The sequence below is a fragment of the Embleya scabrispora genome, from assembly GCF_002024165.1.
Taxonomy (GTDB): Bacteria; Actinomycetota; Actinomycetes; order Streptomycetales; family Streptomycetaceae; genus Embleya; species Embleya scabrispora_A.
The window spans coordinates 281,986-301,795 of sequence record NZ_MWQN01000005.1 but is presented as its reverse complement, the minus strand read 5'-3'; the positions used below and the strand labels follow the sequence as shown (position 1 = coordinate 301,795).

The window sequence follows — 19,810 nt, the reverse complement described above, 5'->3', positions numbered from 1 at the left end:
GTGCGCTCCACCGCCGACACCATCACCACTGCAGTCGATCCTGCGCCGGACGGCGCGCATGAGACGGAGAGTTTCCCAATGACGTTGTCCATGCTGGAGGATTGGGCACGAGAGTCGGTGCGGAACTGGTCCGGACCGCGCATGACGTTGGCGTACGCCGAGGGTCGGCTGCGTATGGTTCGTGAATGCGGATACATCCGGTTCCGGGTGTACGACAACGGCGGCCACGGGAACCTGCGTCAGTCAATGGTCGCGACCATCGCCCAAAATTACGGGGTGGACACGTCCGCGTTCTCCGAGGACTTCCTGATCTGCCGCCACGGCTGGGACCTGTCCGGCCCGGCAGGACGCGTGGCCCGCGCCGCCGTCGAACTGCCCGCCGTTCTGGCCGCGGCCGAGCACACGGCCACCATCGTCATGCGGCTCTTCGGTCGGTGGGTCCGCGACAGCGCCCACGGGCAGGAGTACGCCCGGTACAACGACGTCGGCCCCATGAAACGCCAGTGGCGCCGCCGACTGCTGGAGGAACTCGCCCGGCTCATCGGACCCGACGGGGCTCCGGCGGCCCTACCGCTGCCGGATTGGAGCACTGACTGGCGCGTGGAGCCGGCGACCCTTGCCACGTGCGCGACGGGCGTGTTCAATCTCCATCCCACGCGTAACGTACCGGGCGCCATCACCATGATCGAACGAGCGACCATCTGGACTCCCAGCGACGCATCGGCGTAATCCCCCAGGCAATGGCTCCTGCGGCAGCCGGCTCCCTCGTCTTCAGTGCCGCCCGCGTATACAAACGCGGACGATCGGCGAAGTGAGGGCGTCGTCCGGCACGACGGAAGGCATTGGGCCATCCCGCCTCCTGCGCGTCCGACGCACACCCACCACGTTCGGGACGGCGCCGCGTTTCGACATCCGCGCACGAGCCGCACCGAGTTCGGCTCGCGCAATCGACGTGGATCGACGATCGGTGTCTGCCCGGTCAACGCCACCACGCTGCTGCCTCGTTCGTCGCGGCGATCGATTCGCCGCAGCCAAGGATGGTCGCTCTTACGGGGCTTGGTCCGCATCCGGCGCTTGTGGCGGCCTCGCGCTTCGAGTCCGGGCTGCACCAGGCGCTGGCCGCCCGGGTGGGTCTTCGTCTCGAGGAGCGCCAGAGGATCGTCAATGTGGGCAACGTCCGCGCGTATGTCCGCAAGTACACGGCCATACGGGGGGCTCCGCTCGTCGGTTTCCTACGGGGCCGTTCGTCGTCAGGTTTTCGGACTGGGGGTCGTGGACCTGCGTCCCGCCGAGTCCCGGGTCGTCGATGCACGGTACCGGGAGGTGATGGGGTCGGCTGCGCGCCACATGGCGGTACAACTGCGTCGATGGGAGGTACTGGCCGAGTCGGAGGAGCGCTGCCGGGCGCTGCGGGCGACGGTCTCGCCCGAGCGGGGATCGCCGTCGGACATCGTCGCTCTGCTCGACGTGGCGACGCGCGGCCTGGACTGCTCGTACCGCGTCCTGCGGCACTCCGTGACGGTGGACTCGCACGCCCGCCGCTACACGGAGCGGTTACGCGGACGCAGGGACGGGGGCGCATCGCATGCGCCGAGGCTTCTCGTTCCGAATTGGACGTGGCCTGGTCCGAGCACGTCGACCTTGTCGCGCGTACGTGGGAGTCGTATCCCGATGCGACCCTGGACGAATTCGAGAGCCGCGTCACGGCGTTCTTGGAGATCCATCTGGCCGACGCCGTGATCCGGGCTTTCGCGAACGCTTCTTGGAGTGATTCGGCGGACCGTGGGCGTGGGTTCGGGTCGAGACCTTCCCCTCCGGGTGGTCCTGAGGGAGTGTGCCAGCGGGTTCCCTCGCTGAGGAGTGACAACACAACCGCGACGGCCGAGTGCCGACGCACGGTGAGCCGACGCGATCGGTGTGTGGGAAGGTGCCGCGTCGATGCGAACGCGCGGTTGTGACGCTTTGCACAAACAACCTGCCTGGTCGCGCCGTGGTTTCCGCGGGTCAGGTTCCCGCAGGAAGCCTCTCCCTCAATCGGCGGCCGACGTATGCCCTCCCGAAGGGTCGGGCCCGCCTGAAGGTTTCGGCAGGGGCGGGCGCCGCGGTTGCGGCGCGGGAAGGGCGCCTGAACCGCCGGGCTCGAACGGCCGGTTGGCCGAGCTGCCTGTTCGCCTTGTTCAGGACATACGGTGGGCAACCCAGGCGTGCGCGGCGTCGGCCAGCGCGCGCGACCAGGGCTCCGGGCGGCGCTCGGCGATGTCGTCCCACAGCCGGGCCTCGGCCTTGGCAAAGTCGGTGATCACTCGATCGGGCACTCCACGCCACGCCGGCATCCGCATCGCCCACGATTGTGCGGTTGGCGGTGTTTGGCCGCCGGTGGCAATGAGACGGATGACAACCAGTGCCGGGTCCAGCCACGCCGGTCCGCGTACCGCCCATCCCCAGTCCACCAGCACGAGCCTGTCCGGAGTCACGAGGATGTTCTCCGGATTGAAGTCGGCGTGGCACAGCGTGTGCCCCTGTAATGCCGCACGAAGGTCCGTGTCTTCGGGGCGGACCGCCCACCGCGTCGCTGCGGATGGCACCTCGGCGGCCGGCAAGGGAAGGTTCGCCAGGACGGTGAGCGTGTCGGCCAGCAGGTTCAGGTCACGGGAGTGCTCGTGATACTGGGCGTGACGTCCGTGCACGAACTCGAATCCCACCAGATCCCAGCCGTCGACGAGCAACTGCCATAGCACCCGGGGCCCGACACCTGCCAGGCTCTCACCGATTCGTGCCTCGCGTCGTTGCGCCGAAGCCAGCGGGTGGTCTGCGCGTATCCCTTTGACAAACACCGGCCCGTCTGTGGTGTCCAGGTGCACCGCGAGCGCGCTGTGGTGTCCTCCTTCCACGGGCCGGGCCGAGTGGATCCGTCCGGTCAGCGCGTGCACGGCCGTGCGCGTGCGTACCGACAGGGCATCCCAGGCGATCCGTTCCACGCCGATCCGTTTCCCTTCGCCGGCGAACCGGCACGACCATGCCGTCGGACGCTGCGACCGACCCGCACGGTCGCAGGGGAGTCGCGCTCGCGTGTGTCCTCGATGTCACACAGAATTCCGTACGCCGTGGTCCGGTGTCGCGCGACACGACGATCGGTCGGAACGCTTGCCGTCAACGCGCCGGTTGTACGTATTCGGAGGGTTGTTTCGGAACGGGACGGATGCTGTCCGATTCGGATTGTGTTTTGGTTCTGCGGTCTTACGAAGCGTGCTGTCGGCACGGGTGGAACTCGGTGACGCCACTCGGCCGCTGTCCCGAGCGCTGCCATGCCCGAGACCTCCACGTTTTCGACGACGTCTCCCGCAACGGCACCAGGAGTTGACCGGACGGAGGACCTTCATCAAGCGGTGTTGCTTCGGGCGTTGATCGTGAGAGGGAGGCGGTCGGGCTGCGGTAGTTGCCGTAGGTCCTGTCTCGGGGTGGTGCGTTGAGGATGCCGATATAGACGGTTCCGCAAGTGGTGCGTGTCCGCACGGCGGCCAGTGGTCGGATTCGTTTTCCGCGTGTGCGCGGACCAGGACGTGGAGCCAGATCTCGCGGGCCGGGGTGACCCGATTCTTGCGCGCTCCGGGCGGGAGCAGACCACCTTCGATCGAGTGGAAGCTGGCCGGGACCTCGCGAAGGAGAGGATCCGACAGTGCGGCGACCTCGACTTCCGACGGAACCGCGGGATGTTCTCCGACGGTAGACCTCGTTCGTCGACGGGATGAGGTCGGCGGCGGTTCGCGTTGCGGCCGATGGCTATCCGTGAAGTCGGTTGGTGGGGGTGTCGAGCCACGGGTGTTCGCCGTCGGCGTCGACGGTGAGGCCGAAGCGGTCGGAGGCCGGGCGGCCCATCGTGGTCCATCGGCGGTGGGCGGCTTCGATCTCGTCCCACAGGCGTCGAGGGCCGCTTTGGTACACCACGCCGTTCGGATGCGTGTCGTGCAGGATCGCGGCTGCCCAGGAGCGGTCGGTGAGTCCGTACAGCCAGACACTGACCGCCGTCTCCCGACGGTCGCTCAGGAGCGCGCAGTCGGTAACGAGCAGGGAGGCGGCCGTCATGACCGGATGTCGAAGCGGATCCTCGAAACCCGCTTTTCGTGCGGTCAGCGTCGTGGTGCTCGTGGTGGCGTCGCCGGGGAATCCGTCGGGCAGGTACGCGGCCTGGTCCAAGTGTCGCGGGCGCTGGGAGCGGATTTTCATGAACTCGACCGGTGTGGTGAACCGACCCGACGCGCTGCGACCGTCGTCGGCGACGATCAGGCGCACGATGTGGTCGGCGTTGGTCATCGGGGTCCCCCACGGGGCGACGATCACTCCGCCCGGGCGTGTCTGTTCCACCCACGCGTGGGGAACCCGGCGCAGGCCCGCGGTGGCGATGATGCGATCGTAGGGCGCCGACGGCGGATGGCCGAGGAGGCCGTCGTCGGTAATCACGGTGGGGTGCAGGCCGTGGGTGTGCAGGGCCTTTTCAGCGTCGGCGGCGACGGCCGGGTCGATTTCGACGGTGGTGACGTGGCCGGCGCCGAGGCGGTGGGTGAGCAGGGCGGCATTCCAGCCGGTGCCGGTGCCGATCTCCAACACGTTGTGGCCAGGCTGCGCGTCGAGATCGCCGAGCATGGACGCGACGACGCTGGGCATGGACGCCGAGGAGGTCGGTACGCGGCCGGGGGCGGGGCCGGTGTGTCGGCCGTCGTCCCACTGGGTGGTGATGGGGACGTTCGCGTCGGCGGCCTCGTACCAGGCATCGGGGTCCGTGTCACGGTCGCGGACGGTGCTGGCGGAGCCGGTCATGTCGAAGGGCCACATCACCCGGGGCAAAAACCAAGCGCGGTCGATCGCTTCGAATGCGGACGACCAGGCCGAGGGCATGGCCGCGGACTCCAGGAGCGCGCGGTGCAGTCGTGCTCGGCCGGGGCGCAAGTGGTTTGCGGCGAGGGTCACTTCTTGTGCTTGCCGGAGCCGTCCGGAGTGGTGCCGTCGGGCGACGGCGGATTCTGCGGGGGTGTCCACGGCTGACCGGGATGGTCGGTCTTGTCCGGATCCTGGCTCTCGTTCGCGATGACAACCTGGAAACGCATACGCCCTCCCCAATTCGGGCACACCGAGTATGCCAAGAATCACTGTACGGATATGGGGTCGTCCGGGCCAGGCTGTCGGGCAAACAGGCCCACGTTGTGGTTCGCCGTGGCGCCTGCGGACCACAACGGCGCCACCAGGCGTCCCGTTATCAGGCTCCGCAGGCCTGGAGGCAACGCCCGCACCGCGCCTCTTCGTTGCGGTCATCCGTGCGCCCTGGGATGGCGGTCCGGGGCGCTACTGTTCGCCGGCGTGAGATCACCCGAGGAACTCGACACGATCGACTGGCAGTCGCTGTACCACGCCTACGGGGACGGCACCGACGTCCCGGACCGGATACGGGCCCTGTACGGCGACGACGCGGATCGCGCCGACACGGCCCTGAGCGAGCTGTTCAACCATGTGTTGCACCAGGGAACGGTGTATCCGGCGACCGTGGCGGCCGTGCCCTTCCTCGCCCACGCCGCCGTGCAGGCCCCTCACGGACGAGCGAGTGTGCTCGCGTTGCTCGCGGGCGCGGGGGGCCAAGGCCCCACGCCGTGGGCCGGCGACGAGGAAGAGGGGCACGCGGCGGTCGGGGTGGAAGTCGCCGGCCTGTTGCACCTGCTCGGCGACGACGACCCGCGGGTGCGCCGCAGCGCGGTGCGCGTGGCCCGCCGCGCGAGCGCGCAGAGCCTGCCGGCGGCGACGCGCGAACTTGCGGCGACCTACGCGACGGACGCACCCCCCGCCGTCCGCGCGGAGGCCCTGATCGTCCTCACCCGCATCGATCCCGACCCGCCGGCCCGCACGCGGCGCCTCCATGAAGCGCTCATCGACCCGGTCGCGGCCGTCCGCGCAGTCGCCGCCCTGGCGCTCCTGGAACAGGAACAGGCCCCGTATCCGGCGGATCTGGTCGCGGTCCTGGCGGAAGCCGGGGGCGACAGCGAACTGGCGGTCAACCGGCTCGAGTTCTTTCCCGGGATCGGCGACACCGACTCCCGCGTCGCCGCCGTCCTGGCCCACGACCCGGACGCCACCGCGACGGTGGCCCGCGCCTGGATCGCGCAGGGCAACGCCGAAGGCCGCGGTGCACGCCGAGCCCACGAACTCTCCACCCACTGGCGCGACCGCGAGCACGACACCCTCGCCCTCCTCGCCGCCGCCCTCCCCCACCCGACCACGCCCTGGGACCTGTCCGAGCTCCTCTGTGCCGTCATCTCCTGGGTTCCCGGGACCATCGACCCAGACCCTTCGCTCGGCGACAACCTCATGCCGCACGCGCTCGCCGACACCACCACGGCCGAACTCGCCCAACTCGCCCTCGGCCTCCTCGGCGACGAACGCCTGGTCACCACCGTCCCCGACCCCGAGCCCAGGCCACTGGTCGCGCTCGCCACCCGCACCCAAGACCTCGACCACCAACGCCTCGCGCTGCGCCACCGCAACGCATGTCCCGACGAACTCCTCGCCACCTTGACCCCCCACGCCGCCCGCGCCCTCCTGGGGGACCTCAAGAACGTGCTGCGTCGACGCCCCACCGTGGCGCTGGTACGACGATTCGGCGACTGGGGCATCCGCGACGCCGAACTGATCCGCCTGCTCGCCCTCAACTCCCGCGGAAACCCCGGCGAACTCGCCTCCGCCGCAACGGTGGCCGCCGCCCGCCTCGGCGCCGACCCGGCCCCGGCGCTCGACCTGTTGGCACATCGCCTCGAGGACGACGCACGGTGCCTGGAGGAAGCGGGGCGTCTGGGGCCGACGGCCGCGCCGCTGCTCCCCCTGATCGAGGGCTTCCTCCACAACGGCCACGAATGGACGCGACTGCGCGCCGCCGAAGCCCACTGGCGCATCACCGGCGACCGCTCCGCAGCGGTTCCGGTGCTGACCGCTCTCGCCGAAACCCTTCCCCTGGCCACGCTCGAAATCCTCCTGGCGATCGGGCGGCCCTACCCGTCCCGCCTGCGACCGCGCCTCCTGCAGTGGGCGACCACCGACCGTCGCGTGCTGACCGACGACATCTTCGCACCGCCCACCGAAACACCGATGGACACCCAACTCCGGTCTGCGGCAAAACGGATGCTCACGTGAACGTCAGGAACGGCGGTTTCCGCCCGTCAACGGGCGCCTCATCGCGTCCGCTTCTGACGACCGCCGAGCGGGCGGCGCGACGACAACGCTCGGCGCCGCCCGCTCACCTCGCCCACGGTCCGCAAAGTCCACGTCGCTTTCGGATACCTGACCGCTCACGGTCAGGTCGTCGGTACCCACCAGATGCCTCAAACTCCGAAACCCTCGAAGCGGGACCGGAGCGTGCGAGTTCCCTTCGTTGCCAACCCGCTGGGTTCCGGAAGGTGTTCCCGGGAGGCCCAAGGCGTGAAGCGGTGCTGTACGCCCCGGGTCCGATCCCGAGATCGAGATTCCCGTGCGATCCGGTCAGTTCTCGGTCTGGTACTGCTGAATGACGTCGTTGGGCACGCGGCCCCGGGCGTTGACGTCGATTCCGTGTTTCTTGGCCCATTCCCGCACGTCGGCCGGGTTGGGTCCCAAGGCCGCCGCACGGGGCCTCTTGCCGGATGCGTGCGAACGCGATCCGATCTTCCGAGCGGCTCCGAAATACGGACCGAGCCGATCCAGCAGCGTTTGAAAGGTGTCTTCCCCGAGGTCGATCTCGTAGTGGACACCGTCCAGCGCGAACGTGTGTGTTTGGACTCCTGCGCCCGTCTTGCCGTCGATGTCGTCGACGAATTCTGTAATCACGCGGCGAGCCATACCCGTCCCCTTTGTCTCGCAGTTCGAAGATCCTACAACGGACCTGACCCACAGGCCCTTTCCATGGATGTTCCTATCGGATCCGCAGGCGCTTGTCATGAGGATTGCGCAACGTCACTTGGCGCAAGGCGGATCGCAACCCCTTCGCAGCGGGTTTCTTGCGCGGGCGGTGTCGAGCCGTAGGGCGTGGATCGAACGCCCGTTCTCGGTGAATCGAAAGAACCGTCCGCCCCACCGCTCGTACTCATGCCACCGGCCATTACGCCCATGGAGGGGACGCGTCGCTTGAGGCGGCGTCGCGATCACGGGCGGACGTGGCGCTGCCCGAACATCGTTGTCGACGCCGGCTGTTGCACCTTCATGTTGGGACAGGCCGAGCCGTGTCCACCGGGGCGTCGATTCGGTGCGCGCGGGCTTCTGTTGCCGCCCTCAGCCGTTCGGGAAGCGGTTCCCATGGCCGTGGGGGCGATCGTGCCGAAAGGTATCGAGTGAACGATCGGGGGCCTCAACCCGTGCTGTGCTTGTCCTGTCCTTCCTGTGTACGCGTGGCGCCCCGAAGAACGCTTCCCGGTATGGGGAGACGACACGGCCTCCCGGGTTCCGTGCCGCGGCGAAGACGAGGGGCGGCGCAGTCGCGTTCGCAGCGGAGTATGTCGGTATTGGTTATTTCGCCGACGTTGTGACGTCCGCCTCCCCAGCGGTTTCCCGAGGTCGGCCATTTCTGCGGATCCGTTCCGCAAGGCGGCCGGTTCCCTTTCGAGGATGGAGGCTCCTTCTTCGGCCGTCGCGTATCGCAGCCATCACCGAACTCGTGGCACGCCGGCGCGTGCGTCGCCGATCCGCCCCTGCTGCGACGCGGAATCCTCGAACGGTACGCGCAACGCCTCGCCGTGGTGCCGTGTTTCCTCCCCCGGGCCGACGAGCGCGAGTCGATCGGTGTGCGCCGGCCTCGGGTGGCACACGGAACGCGTTCGTATTCGTGTCACCGGACCTCGCCGCATTTCTCTGCAGAACCTCGCGTCGTCCTCGACGACGCACCGACAATCCACGAATACACCGACCACGCTCAGACCCGGTACGCCTTGCGCTGCGCCCACAACCACCTTCCGATTTCCATGCCGTCGCCGGTCGCGTACCGAGCGGACATGTCTTGCGGGTCGGTGCCGTCGGTTTTCAGAACGGCGAGCTTCGTCTGCCATCGTGCTTCGGCGTCGTTCCAGACGAACCCCATGGCGTCCAGTTCGGGGTCCACCCGATCGCCGCGGGCGTGCCGGGTTCGCACGTTGTTGACCTGCTGTCCCAGGGCCCGGGGCGGGTCGCCGGTGGTGTAGGCCACGGGCACGAGAAGGTCGCCGTGCTCGTCCTTGTAGGCGCGCAGGTCGGCCAGGAATTGCGCGCGATGGGATTGTGCGGGTGTCCACTCGAAGCCCAGTGACTCCAGTTGCCGGGCATACGGGGCGGGAACCGATGCGCGCCCTCGGGTCCGCAGCTTGTTGACGCGGCTGTCGAGTCGCTGTCCGTCGGGTCCGGGGCACACGTATGCGTGGGGTACGTTCACGTGACCGTGTTCGGCGTGGAAGGTGGACAGGTCCGCGAGGAGGCGGGCGCGGTCACGGTCGTGGGGCGTCCAGCACATGCCGATCGCGTCCAGCAGTCGGCGCCGATGCGCGGTGACGGTCGTGCGGGGCCGGCGGAGTTGTTTGAGCCATTCCCCCAGTCGCACGCCCGAGGGGGCGACGTGGTCGTCGGGCGGGGCCAGGTGGCCGTGTTCGAGGAAGAACGCGCGCGCGGCGCCGTAGCGTTCGTCCCAGGAACTGGTGAAGGCGTGGATGGCGCGCACGGTCACCGCGCGGGCGAAGTCCTCGGGGGCGGGCACGCCGGTGATACGCAGCCAGGACGGCGGCTCGCCGGTGGACAGACGCGGCTGGGCGCTAGGGTGGGGGGCGCTGCCCTGGGCGCGACGTGCCTCGATGAACTCGGCCGCCAGGTCCTCGTCCGCGGCCGCCAGTGCGGAACACACCTGTACGACCGTCGACCACTGCGTGGATTCGAGCGCGGCGGCCGGGTCCTGGTCGGGTCCGAGAACGGCGGGGACGATGATGTACCCGACCTTGGAAACGCGGGGGTCGCCTCGGCGCTGGGCGCGGCCGATGGCTTGCGTGACGGCGATGTGGGAGGACCAGGCGCCGAAGAGGGCGACGGCGTCGACGGCCGGCAGATCGATGCCTTCGCGCAGCATCTGCACATTGGCGACGACGACCAGGGTGCTGTCGTCCGCGGTGGGTGTGCGCAGGCGGTCCAGCGTCGCGCGTTGTTCGGCGCGGGGTTGGGTGCTGTCGATGTGCCCGGCCCACAGTGCGGTGGGCCGTTCGTCGTGCGGGAGCAGGCGTATCGCCTGTTCGAGGGTGGTGGCGAACGCGCGGGCCTGAGCGATGGAGGGGTGGTAGGTGATCAGGCGGCGGATGCCGTATTGGTGGGCTGCACGCAGGATGGCGAGTTGGCTGGCGAGCATGTCGGGGGCGAGCGCGGCGCCGGGGCCGAGGCGGTAGTAGGTTGCCCCGTCGTCGGAGGCCCGGCTGGCGGCGTCGCGGAGGGCTGCGTCGGTGATGACGGGAACCAGGGTGCGGCAGGGGGCGAGGAGGTTCTCGGCAACGGCCTTGCCGGAGGTCAGCGTGTGGGCGCGAGGGCCGAAGACTTCCTCGTCGTCCATGCCGACGATGCCGGTGCCGGAGGCGATCCAGGGGGTCGCGGTGGCGTAGATGCGGCGTCGGGAGGCGATGGTGTCGTCGTCGTGGATGATTGCCCAGGGCTTGTTCTCGCGGCCGGCGCTGCGGTGGGACTCGTCGGCGATGGTGACCGTCCAGGGGCGTAGTCCCAGTCGGTGGGCGGCCGCCAGCGTGGGAAGGCTGTCGTAGGTGGAGGCGACGGTGGCCCGGCCCGGGGGTGCGAGAAGGGCCACGAGTTCATCCGGTCGGGAGGTGACGCGGCCGCGGATGCCGCCGTCACGAGCGAGAGGGCTGAGGATGTGCGGGTCGGAACAGACGGCAATGACGCGGCCCAGTTCGTCGGCTCCGACGGCTTCGGCCGCTTCGCCCAGGAGTTGCCTGACCAGTGTGAGGTAGGGGACGACGATCAGGATGCGGGCGTCTTGCGGGTCGAGGACGGACGCGATGCGGTCGGCCGCGGCTACGGCGGTGCGGGACTTTCCGGTGCCGCAGGGCATGGCCAACAGCCCGCGGGGATGTGTGGTCAGCGTGCGCAAGAGGTCTTCGACGGCGCGGAGTTGATGGGGCCTCAGAGGCGATGGCACGAATGTTTCCTCGTGTACGGGACACGGACGGGTGACGATTGCGGATATGACGCGAAGGCGCCCCGGGGGGCGTCTGCCGTGCCTGTGAGATGCAGCCGACGGGAGCCCGCCATGACGATCTGGAACAGGCATGCGGGCACCGGCATCGAGGACCGGCGTTCGGTGTCGTGAACGGTGGACCCCTGCGGCGCATGTTCCGTCCCCGGGTGTCGGGCGGGGTGACGTGCTCCGCGCGGACACACACCGAAGGCTTCGCGAACAAGGCCATCAACTTTGGACGTCACAGCCGTTGCAGGTTTCGCGGCGGGCTGTCCAACGGCATCTCCCTGACCGGCGGCTTTCGTGCGAGTCCCGCCACTTGTCCACTGGTCTTCGTCCCGTTTCGCTGTCCATTTCCTCGGCCCGTAGCCGCCTTCGGGTTCGGATACGAGCGTTTGACCAGGGTTTCCGCTTACGGCGTCCCCTCGTCCATAGATTGGACATCGGTTCGCGGATTGGGACACGGCGAACGGGATTCCACAGCCGTTTCCGGCTCGATGCGCATGATCGCGGTCAGTCGCAGTGCGGTGTCGATCAGTGGCACGTGACTGAACGCCTGCGGGAAGTTGCCCACCTGGCGCTGGAGGCGCGGGTCCCACTCCTCGGCGAGCAGGCCCAGGTCGTTGCGCAGCGCCAGCAGGCGTTCGAACAGCTCGCGCGCCTCCTCGACCCGGCCGATCATGGCCAGGTCGTCGGCGAGCCAGAACGAGCAGGCCAGGAACGCGCCTTCGTCGCCGGGCAGGCCGTCCAGGCCGACACTGGAGCCGTTGGTGGGGTAGCGGCGGACGAAGCCGTCCTCGGTCAGCTCGCGCTGGATGGCCTCGATCGTGCCGATCACCCGCTTGTCCTCCGGCGGCAGGAAGCCCACCTGCGGGATAAGCAGCAGCGAGGCGTCCAGCTCGGTGGAGCCGTAGTACTGGGTGAAGGTGTTGCGCTCGGCGTCGTAGCCGTACGCGCACACCTCGCGGTGGATCTCCTCGCGCACACCCTTCAGGTGCTCCAGCATCTTGTCGGTGTCGGATGCCTGGGGCTGCTCGACCAGCATCTTGATGGTGCGGTCCACCGCGACCCACGCCATCACCTTGGAGTGCACGAAGTGCCGGCGCGGCCCGCGCACCTCCCAGATGCCCTCGTCCGGGTCGCGCCAGTGCTGCTCCATGTAGTCCATCAGCTTGAGCTGGAGCGCGTGCGCGTGGTCGTTGCCCTCCATGCCGGCCTGCCGGCCCAGGTGCAGCGCGTCGATGACCTCGCCGTAGACGTCGAGCTGGAACTGCTCGGCGGCGGCGTTGCCGATCCGTACCGGGTGCGAGCCCTCGTAGCCGGGCAGCCAGGTCGCCTCGTACTCGGTGAGCCGGCGCTCGCCGCCCACGCCGTACATGATCTGCAGGTTCTCCGGGTCGCCCGCCACCGCCCGCAGCAGCCACTCGCGCCACGCCTTGGCCTCGTCCACGAAGCCGGTCTTGAGTAGCGCGCCCAGCGTCATCGCCGCGTCCCGCAGCCACGTGTAGCGGTAGTCCCAGTTGCGCACGCCGCCCACGTCCTCGGGCAGCGACGTGGTCGGCGCGGCGACGATGCCGCCGGTGGGGGCGTACGTCAGCGCCTTGAGCGTGATCAGCGAGCGCACCACCGGCTCGCGCCACGGGCCCTGGTAGGTGCAGCGGGTCATCCAGTCGGCCCAGAACGCCTCGGTGTCCGCCAGCGCCGCGAGCGCGTCGGTGCGCAGGGGGCCGTCGACGTGCGAGGGATGCCACGTGAGGGTGAACGTGACCCGGTCGCCCTCCCCGAGGGTGACGTCCGAATAGGTGGTCAGCCCGCGCCCGTAGGTCTCGGTGTCGCTGTCGAACCACACCGCGTCGGGCCCGGCGACGGCGACGGTGCGGCCGTCCGCCTCGCGGCGTACCCAGGGCACGACCTTGCCGTAGTGGAAGCGCATGCGCAGCTCCGAGCGCACCGGCACCTGGCCGGACACGCCCTCCACGATCCGCACCACCACCGGCGCGCCGACCAGGGCGTCGGCCGGCGGCATGAAATCGATCACCCGAACGGTGCCCCTGGGGGTCTCCCATTCCGATTCGAGGATCAGCGAGTCGCCGCGATACCGGCGGCGTGTCGCGGGGCCGCCGGAGAGCGGCGCGACGCGCCATGAGCCGTGTTCCTCGCTGCCGAGCAGGCCGGCGAACACGGCGGGCGAATCGAAGCGGGGCAGGCATAGCCAATCCATGGAACCGTCGCGGCCCACGAGAGCGGCGGTCTGCATGTCCCCGATGAGGGCGTAGTCCTCGATGCGGCTGGTCACGGCAACTTCCTTGTCGGGACGGTGGTCGGGTTGGTTCCGGTGGTTGTGGAGGGGCCGGTGGGCGCGGGCGGTGGTGGGGTCGACTGCGGTGGGCACCGCATGTCGTGATGTCGGGCCGTCGTGAGGACGGCGTCGACACATGGTGGTTTTGCGCCTTGTCACGGTGTGGGGATGCGGTGTGGACCGCTTGGGTTGCCTTGATGCGGCCGACACCGCCGATATTGATGGTCAGTCTCGACGCGAGGTGTCGTTCAGGAAGGTCGTCCAACTGTCGTTGGGGAACGTGAGGGTGATGCTGGGCGGGAGTTTGGTGTCTGCGACCTCGACGTCGTTGCCGGTGCCCAGTCCTGCCTCGACGCAGTTCACGTCGGCGCTGTAACTGCTTTTGCGGCGTGGGTGGTTGCTCAGGGGTTCCTCCGGTTGTGGGGTCTTGGATGCTCGATCGCCGGCTGCTCGGCGTCGGCTGCGGTGTTCGCCGGCGAGTGATTGGTGGGCTGCGTCCACCAACGGGGGTGCCGTCGCGATGGTTGCGGCGTTGAACGGCATCAGGCGCCGGTGCCCGTCACGTCGGGACTCCTGCTCCGGGCCCGGAAGTTTCGGCGCCGGGTCCCGCGCGTGATCAGGGCGGTGAATGCGGTTGCGGTGAGGGTGAGTCCGGCGGCGGTGAACGCTGCGCGGGGTGCGAGGGGTACGAGGAGTGCCGCGAGGGGCAGAGCCGCCAGTCGGGTACCTGCGGCTGCGGCCTGTTCGAGGGCGGCCAGGTGCAGGCGCACGGGGGCGGGTGCGTCGGCGTGGGCGGTGCGGGAGGTGATGTCCAGATGCGGGCTGCACAGTCCGGCCAGGAACGCGAGCGCTATCGCGCAGACAGGTTGGGTGGCTTCGGCGCGGGCGGTGTGTACGAGGCCGGTGGTCGCCAGGGCTGCGCAGGCGAGCGGGTACGCGGGTAGGCGGGTGGTGAGCCGGGGGTGGGTGAGGGCTCCGGTGACGGCGCCGAGGGAGAGTGCGGTCAGGACGGCCGCGTACACGGCGGCGCTGTCGGGGCCGGTGAGGATCAGAGGCAGGGCGATCATGATCGTGGTGTTCGGTGCCTCGGCCGCGGCACGCGCGATCAGCATTCGGCGTGTGCGGGGATTGGCGCGCAACCAGCGTCCGGCGGTCGCGGGGGCGGAGTGGCGGTCCGGTTTCGCGGTTGTGCTCGGGTCGCTGCTTCGGGCGTGGTGGGGGGTGCGCAGGAGTGCCGCGCCGATGTGGCAGCAGGTGGCGAGCGCGCAGGCGACGGCGGGTGCCGTGAGGGCGCAGGCGGTGGCGAGGGTGTAGCCGGTGAGGGTGCCGATCCGGGTGGCGGCGTCGAAGGTGCCGATCGTGTGGGCGTGTTCGTCGGGTGGGGTAAGGGTGGGCAGGTGGGCGTTGGCCGCAGGGTCGCGGACGGCGGTGACGCAGGCGAGCGCCATCAGCGTGCCGACGACGGCGGTTGCCGGTGCGTGGATGGCCATGGCCAGAGTGAGCACGGCGGCGAGGACGGCGCAGGCGAGTTCGGCGCGGGTGAGGTCGCGGGGTTGGCTGTGGCGTCGCAGGAGGGCGGTGGCGAGGGGGGTGGCGGTGACGGCGGCGGGGAGGGTGCCGGCGGCGAGGAGCAGGGTGGTTGCCGTGGGTGGGGTGTGGGTGTTCAGGAGGTAGGCGACGGTGGTAATCCAGGTCAGGCGGGACGCAGCGGCGTTCAGTGCCCATGCGGCGCGCATGTCGCGGATCGCGGTGCTGGCCGGGGTCGAAGTGAGCATGTTGGTGCTGGTCATGGGTTCGGGTGGGTGATCGGTTCAGGCCGTGGGGAGTTCGAGCAGGAGGTGGGTGCCGGGGACGGGGCCGTGCTCGGTGGCTCGGATCATCTGCCGGAGTGCGTGCTGCGGGTCCGGGTCGGTCAGGATCGCGGTGGCGAGGACGAGTTCGGCGTCTCGACGCAGTCCGGGTGCGCCGATAATGATCCGTTGGGTGGTGGAGGGCAGGGTGAGGGTGCCTTCGGTGGGTCGGTGGCATGTGGTGGTGCCGTCGGTGTGCCGGGCGTAGGCGGCACCCTGTCCGACGATGGCGACCCGGAGGCCGGTCGGGGGTGTGAGCCGCAGGAGGACGGCGCCGACTCGGGGGCCTCGCAGATTGTGAAGGTGTTCGTCCAGGGCGCCGCCGTGGACGGCGGCGTCGGCGAGGGTGCCGGACGCTCCGTCCGTGCGGTGCGGATCGCCGACGACGACGGCAGCGGTGACGGTGTCGCAGGATGTCGCACTGAACGCTCCCCATTCCCGGCCGGGAGATTGTCCGTGCTTGTGCTCTTCGACGACGGTCAGGCGCAGTCCGTTCGGGACGGTCTCGGTGTGGGTGACGATGTTCATGGCGATCCCGGTTCGTGGGTGTGGTGCGTGGCTCGGGTCATCAGGCGGTCGTGGCGCGTGCGTTCATGGGTTTCGGCCGGTGCGCTGTGGGGCTGTCGGGTCGAGGAGGTTCCACCGGAGGGCATGGAGGAGGGCCTGGGTGCGGCGGGTGGCGTGGAGGTGGGCGAGGAGTTCGGCGCGGATCTGGTCGTAGGCCCGTTCGGTGAGGCCGTGTTCGCGCCGTGTGTGGTGCCTGCGGTGGCCACGGGCCCAGCCCTCGAGTACGGCGCGGTGAAGGTGTGGGAGAGCGGGCGGGTGGGTGCTCGGCGGGTCGTTTCGCAGTGCGGGGAGGTCGCCGTCGCGGGCGGCGATGACCATGGCGTGGTCGAGGGTGGTGGCGGTGTAGACGCTGCGGAGGTTGCGTTTGGCGTGTGCGAGGAGTGCGCCGCTCAGTTGCAGTGCGTTCCTCATGTGCGCGGCGTCCAGGCCGCGGGCGTGCAGGTCGAGGATGCTCAGGTGGAGTCGCTTCTCCTCCGGGCTGGCGGCGGGAGGAAGGCGCCGCGGGCCGTCGTCCGCGGTCGCCTGCTCGTGGGGCGTTTCGGTCATGGGCGTTGCGGGTTGCGGCGGGGGTCGAGTGCGGTTGCGCGGGCCAGGCGCATGACGTCGGCGTGCTGTTTCGGGGTGTCGGGGACGCGGGCGTCGCGAGCCAGGTGCGCATGGAGGAAGGCGTCGAGGGCGCTGTCGGGGTGGGGGCCGGCGTGGGGTTCGGCGTCCAGGAGGGCGTGGTAGGTGTGCAGGGCCACGCGGCGGGCCGCGAAGGCGTCGTCGATCAGGGCCGATCCACCGGGCAGGTGCCGCAGGTGGGCCCAGTCGGAGGCGGGGTCGATCAGGTGGGCGGCCTGTCGGGCGAGGTCGCGTGGTACGGGTCGGGGGTGTGCCGTGCGTGGTCGGGCCGCCAGGCGGGCCAGGGCGGTGTGCGTGTCGCCGTAGACGCCGATGACGATGTCGACGATGTTCGCGGCGGCCACGACCCGTGCGTCGACGCCGTGGAGTGTGGTGCTCTGGTGGAGGTGGACGGCGGTGTCGGCGGCGTGGACGTCCTCGGCGGCCTGGCGTAGGGCGCCGTCGCCCCACGGGTCGGCGTCGGGTGTGTAGGGCTCGAACGCGAGGCCGTGGAGGGTGCCTTCCTCGCGCCGGTGGTGCGCCCAGGCCGCGATGCGGGCCGCGGTGGGCGCGAACGCGTCGGGGCCGGGCAGGCGGACGTTGACGTCCAGGGCGCCGTCGCCCTCGGGTGTGATCCACCACGGTGTGTCGAGTGAAGCGGCGAGCGTGGTCAGGGCGCGGGTGGTGTCGAGGGTTCGGTGGGCGCCGGTCAGGCGGGCGCGCAGATGGGTCCAGGAGCCGGGCGACCGTGCGTCGTCGCGGCGGGCCACGCGAATTTGGGACAACGGCGGTGGGGACAGTGGTGGTTGGGTGCTGTGCAGCGGCACGACGACCTCGATCGGTCGCTGCTGGGACCAGCCGTGGGCGTCGGGGGGCGGTGCGCCCAGGAGTACGACGCGGCCGATCATCGGCCGCGCGAGTTCCGCGCGGGCCAGGGCCAGGTGTGCGGGTTCGGTCAGGTCCAGGGTCAGGTCGAGGTCGTACCGGGCCAGGCGCACCCGGTTCGGGACACCGGTGGCAGTGCGCCACGTGGTGAACGCCTTCGCCCACACCACCATGTCCGTGTCGGGGCCGGGGAGTTCGGCCACCGGTGGTAGCCATCGTGGTGGGGCGATCATGGTGCGCCGGTGGCGGATCGCCGGCAGGACCGGCAGGTGCGCGGCCGCGCCCCAGTCGAAGGCCGTGATGCGGCGGGCGTCACCGGTCGGGTCGGCGCATTGGCCGCGCGCCAGCTCGCCGATGAACCGTGCCACGGCGGGTGTGTGGCATTCGAGTTGCACGGTGTGCGGGGTGCGGGCCTCGATGATCCGGCGGTCGTCGAGGCGGATCAGGTGCAGGCGGGTGCCGTCGCTGACGACCGCCAGATCCGCCGGGGTGAGCGTGTCCGGGTCCGGGGCGCGGTGTTCCGCGATGCTGATCACCGTCTCCGCCATGCGCGTCACGCGCCCCAGGTGCGTGGCGGCCGGACTCAGAGGGGGGAAGGACACGTGCGCGCTGTGCGCGCCGTCCACCAGGGTGGGGACGTGGGACAAGGTCGCGAACAGGTCGCCGCCGGCGTCCAGCAGCGCGGTGAATCGTCCGCCCGCGTAGGCGCCCGTCTCGCGGGAGACGCCGCGCAGGGCGAGCGTGAACTCGCCGGCGTCGAGCGCCTCGAGGGTGGGGGCGTGCACGTCGAGGAGGAGTTCGAGATGGGGTGGGACGCGCAGGGTGCGGGGGTCGTGGGGGGCGAGGAGGTCGATGGTGGCGTCGTCCAGGACGAGGTCCTCGCCGCGGGCGACGGCTTCGGTGGCGAGCCTGAGCAGGATGCGGTCCCGGTCGGTCGGGGGCTCGGCCGGGGTGGGGGGTGTGCCGTGGAAGGTGTCGGGCAGGCCGATGCCGGTCGCGGGATCGATCAGATCCGACAGTGGGACGGCGGTTCGGGTGCCGTGGACGCGGGTGAAGTGGTCGGTGTAGGCGCGCCAGGCGGGTGAGCCGTGCGGGTGGGGGCCGATGCGGGCGAGGATGCCGGCGAGGTGTTCGATCTCGGTGGCGACGGCCCGGGGCAGGCTCGCGTTCACGTCCGCGCGGGTGTCCACGCTCAGGGGTTGCGCGATCACGTCGGGCACAGCCCTGTTCATCCGGCGGGTCAGCGCGGCGCGGGCGCGGGCGCCCGTGGCGGCGGGGGTGCGGTTGTGTTCGTCCATCGCGTGGTGGATGGCCCGCAGTTGCGCGATCCGGGCCTTCATGTGCGAGGGCGTGTCGGGGGCGGCGTGGTGGAGGGTGCGCAGGATGTGGCCGAGCGCGTCGGTCTCGGTGGCGGGCGGGTGCAGATCGGTGACGAGGAGTCGGTCGGCGAGGAGGGTGTCGACCACGGCGCGGGCACCATCGGGGCCGAGGTCGGGGTGGTGGTAGGCGAGTTCCGCGACGAGTTCGGCGTGACGAATCGGGGCGCAGGCGGCCAGGACCCGCAGGGTGCGCACGTGCGCGGTGTGGGCCACCGACACCTCGTGCACGGTGGTGGCCCTGGTGTTCACCGGGCGGGGTTGCCACGGCAGGATCCACCGGTCGCCGCGCACTACCGCGGCGGAGTTGCACTGCACGCGCAGCAGGTCGCGGACGTCGGGCGTGTTCTCCAGGTCCGCGATCAGGGCGCAGGTCCAGGCGCCCTCGGCGCGGGCGAACGCCCGATGGTCCTGCCCCGCGTGCAGAGTGGCCGTTTCGGCGAACCGGCCTTCGGCGACGCCCGCGAACAGCCCGAACGGCGTCGCCCTGCCCTGTGCCCGCAGCACGTACTTGGCCAGGGACGGCAGGCACCGTCGGACCGCGTCCGCAGTGGGCCGGGGCTCGGAGTCCAGGGCGTCCAGGGCGTCCGCCAGCGCCGGGCTCGCGTGCCGGACGGCATCCGCCAGCGCAGGCAGGCGCCAGGCCGCGCGCATCCACACCAGGCAACGCCACACACCGTCGGGCATGTTGTCGGCGGGGTCCGGCCACGGTGGCAACTCCATCGGGCCGACGAGAGGGGTCCGCAACAGGAACGGGCCCGCGCACACGAACGGCGGCGGAGCGGACGCGAACGTCGAGCCGGTGCGCGCGGGTTCCTCGTCGCCGCCGAAGAACCGCCGGAACGCGTCCGCTGTGTGGGGCACTTCGCGAACACGCCGGTCCAGGGCGGCTACGCCGTCCGCCGGCGTATGTGGGTCCCGGTGCGGCCCGTCGTCGTGGGCGCCGCCGGATGGGGCGATGTCGGCGCCGAGAGAGGTTTCCGGGCCGGGGCTGTTGCCGATCATGGCGTGGCGCTCCTGGTGGACGCGG

Annotated in this window: 12 protein-coding genes and 1 pseudogene; 2 read left to right on the top strand and 11 right to left on the bottom strand. The window is 70.4% G+C overall.

Going from position 1 to position 19,810, the window contains the following annotated elements:
* Nucleotides 1-78 precede the first annotated feature (78 nt).
* Complete coding sequence (locus B4N89_RS46060) at nt 79-729, top strand: hypothetical protein (RefSeq protein WP_143658407.1); 651 nt, start codon at nt 79-81, stop codon at nt 727-729.
* Between the two features lie 1,448 nt (nt 730-2,177).
* On the opposite strand, the gene B4N89_RS46055 is transcribed toward B4N89_RS46060, so the two are convergent.
* The 3 genes from B4N89_RS46055 to B4N89_RS51065 form a co-directional block, all read right to left on the bottom strand.
* On the bottom strand, nt 2,178-2,978 hold the full coding sequence (locus tag B4N89_RS46055; RefSeq protein ID WP_235619382.1) for a phosphotransferase: 801 nt from the start codon (nt 2,976-2,978) through the stop codon (nt 2,178-2,180).
* Nucleotides 2,979-3,780: 802 nt separating this feature from the next.
* On the bottom strand, nt 3,781-4,893 hold the full coding sequence (locus B4N89_RS46050; RefSeq protein WP_078982737.1) for a methyltransferase domain-containing protein: 1,113 nt from the start codon (nt 4,891-4,893) through the stop codon (nt 3,781-3,783).
* A gap of 68 nt (nt 4,894-4,961) precedes the next feature.
* Nucleotides 4,962-5,102: a hypothetical protein gene (locus B4N89_RS51065; RefSeq protein ID WP_201261204.1), complete on the bottom strand. Its 141-nt coding sequence runs from the start codon at nt 5,100-5,102 to the stop codon at nt 4,962-4,964.
* Nucleotides 5,103-5,352: 250 nt separating this feature from the next.
* Here B4N89_RS51065 and B4N89_RS46045 point away from each other — a divergent pair, with 250 nt between their 5' ends.
* Nucleotides 5,353-7,170: a hypothetical protein gene (locus B4N89_RS46045; RefSeq protein WP_078982679.1), complete on the top strand. Its 1,818-nt coding sequence runs from the start codon at nt 5,353-5,355 to the stop codon at nt 7,168-7,170.
* Nucleotides 7,171-7,515: 345 nt separating this feature from the next.
* On the opposite strand, the gene B4N89_RS46040 is transcribed toward B4N89_RS46045, so the two are convergent.
* The 8 genes and pseudogenes from B4N89_RS46040 to B4N89_RS46005 form a co-directional block, all read right to left on the bottom strand.
* A complete protein-coding gene (locus B4N89_RS46040; RefSeq protein WP_078982678.1) occupies nt 7,516-7,851 on the bottom strand; it encodes a histone-like nucleoid-structuring protein Lsr2 in 336 nt (111 codons plus the stop codon).
* 1,066 nt (nt 7,852-8,917) lie between these two features.
* Nucleotides 8,918-11,161 carry a DEAD/DEAH box helicase gene (locus B4N89_RS46035; protein ID WP_161501064.1) on the bottom strand — a complete coding sequence of 748 codons (2,244 nt, stop codon included), beginning with the start codon at nt 11,159-11,161 and terminating at the stop codon, nt 8,918-8,920.
* Nucleotides 11,162-11,708: 547 nt separating this feature from the next.
* Nucleotides 11,709-13,496: pseudogene (locus B4N89_RS46030) on the bottom strand (glycoside hydrolase family 15 protein); the annotation flags it as partial.
* 228 nt (nt 13,497-13,724) lie between these two features.
* The gene (locus B4N89_RS52895) at nt 13,725-14,042 is read right to left on the bottom strand and encodes a DUF397 domain-containing protein (protein ID WP_078982676.1); all 318 of its coding nucleotides are present in this window, start codon (nt 14,040-14,042) and stop codon (nt 13,725-13,727) included.
* Nucleotides 14,042-15,289, bottom strand: a complete 1,248-nt coding sequence (locus tag B4N89_RS46020) for an MFS transporter (protein WP_078982675.1) — start codon at nt 15,287-15,289, stop codon at nt 14,042-14,044. The genes B4N89_RS52895 and B4N89_RS46020 overlap by 1 nt, the downstream gene beginning before the upstream one ends.
* 21 nt (nt 15,290-15,310) lie before the next feature.
* Nucleotides 15,311-15,877, bottom strand: a complete 567-nt coding sequence (locus B4N89_RS46015; RefSeq protein ID WP_078982674.1) for a hypothetical protein — start codon at nt 15,875-15,877, stop codon at nt 15,311-15,313.
* A 63-nt stretch (nt 15,878-15,940) separates the two neighbouring features.
* Nucleotides 15,941-16,462: a hypothetical protein gene (locus B4N89_RS50465; RefSeq protein ID WP_078982673.1), complete on the bottom strand. Its 522-nt coding sequence runs from the start codon at nt 16,460-16,462 to the stop codon at nt 15,941-15,943.
* Nucleotides 16,459-19,785 carry a lantibiotic dehydratase gene (locus tag B4N89_RS46005; RefSeq protein WP_078982672.1) on the bottom strand — a complete coding sequence of 1,109 codons (3,327 nt, stop codon included), beginning with the start codon at nt 19,783-19,785 and terminating at the stop codon, nt 16,459-16,461. Before B4N89_RS46005 ends, B4N89_RS50465 begins: the two co-directional genes overlap by 4 nt.
* Between the last annotated feature and the right edge of the window lie 25 nt (nt 19,786-19,810).

Bases quoted from the DNA above. Each gene is read 5' to 3' on its own strand.
- B4N89_RS46060 (WP_143658407.1), top strand. From the start codon at position 79: ATGACGTTGTCCATGCTGGAGGATTGGGCACGAGAGTCGGTGCGGAAC.
- B4N89_RS46050 (WP_078982737.1), bottom strand. From the start codon at position 4,893: ATGCCCTCGGCCTGGTCGTCCGCATTCGAAGCGATCGACCGCGCTTGG.
- B4N89_RS51065 (WP_201261204.1), bottom strand. From the start codon at position 5,102: ATGCGTTTCCAGGTTGTCATCGCGAACGAGAGCCAGGATCCGGACAAG.
- B4N89_RS46040 (WP_078982678.1), bottom strand. From the start codon at position 7,851: ATGGCTCGCCGCGTGATTACAGAATTCGTCGACGACATCGACGGCAAG.
- B4N89_RS52895 (WP_078982676.1), bottom strand. From the start codon at position 14,042: ATGCCGTTCAACGCCGCAACCATCGCGACGGCACCCCCGTTGGTGGAC.
- B4N89_RS46020 (WP_078982675.1), bottom strand. From the start codon at position 15,289: ATGACCAGCACCAACATGCTCACTTCGACCCCGGCCAGCACCGCGATC.
- B4N89_RS46015 (WP_078982674.1), bottom strand. From the start codon at position 15,877: ATGAACATCGTCACCCACACCGAGACCGTCCCGAACGGACTGCGCCTG.
- B4N89_RS50465 (WP_078982673.1), bottom strand. From the start codon at position 16,462: ATGACCGAAACGCCCCACGAGCAGGCGACCGCGGACGACGGCCCGCGG.
- B4N89_RS46005 (WP_078982672.1), bottom strand. From the start codon at position 19,785: ATGATCGGCAACAGCCCCGGCCCGGAAACCTCTCTCGGCGCCGACATC.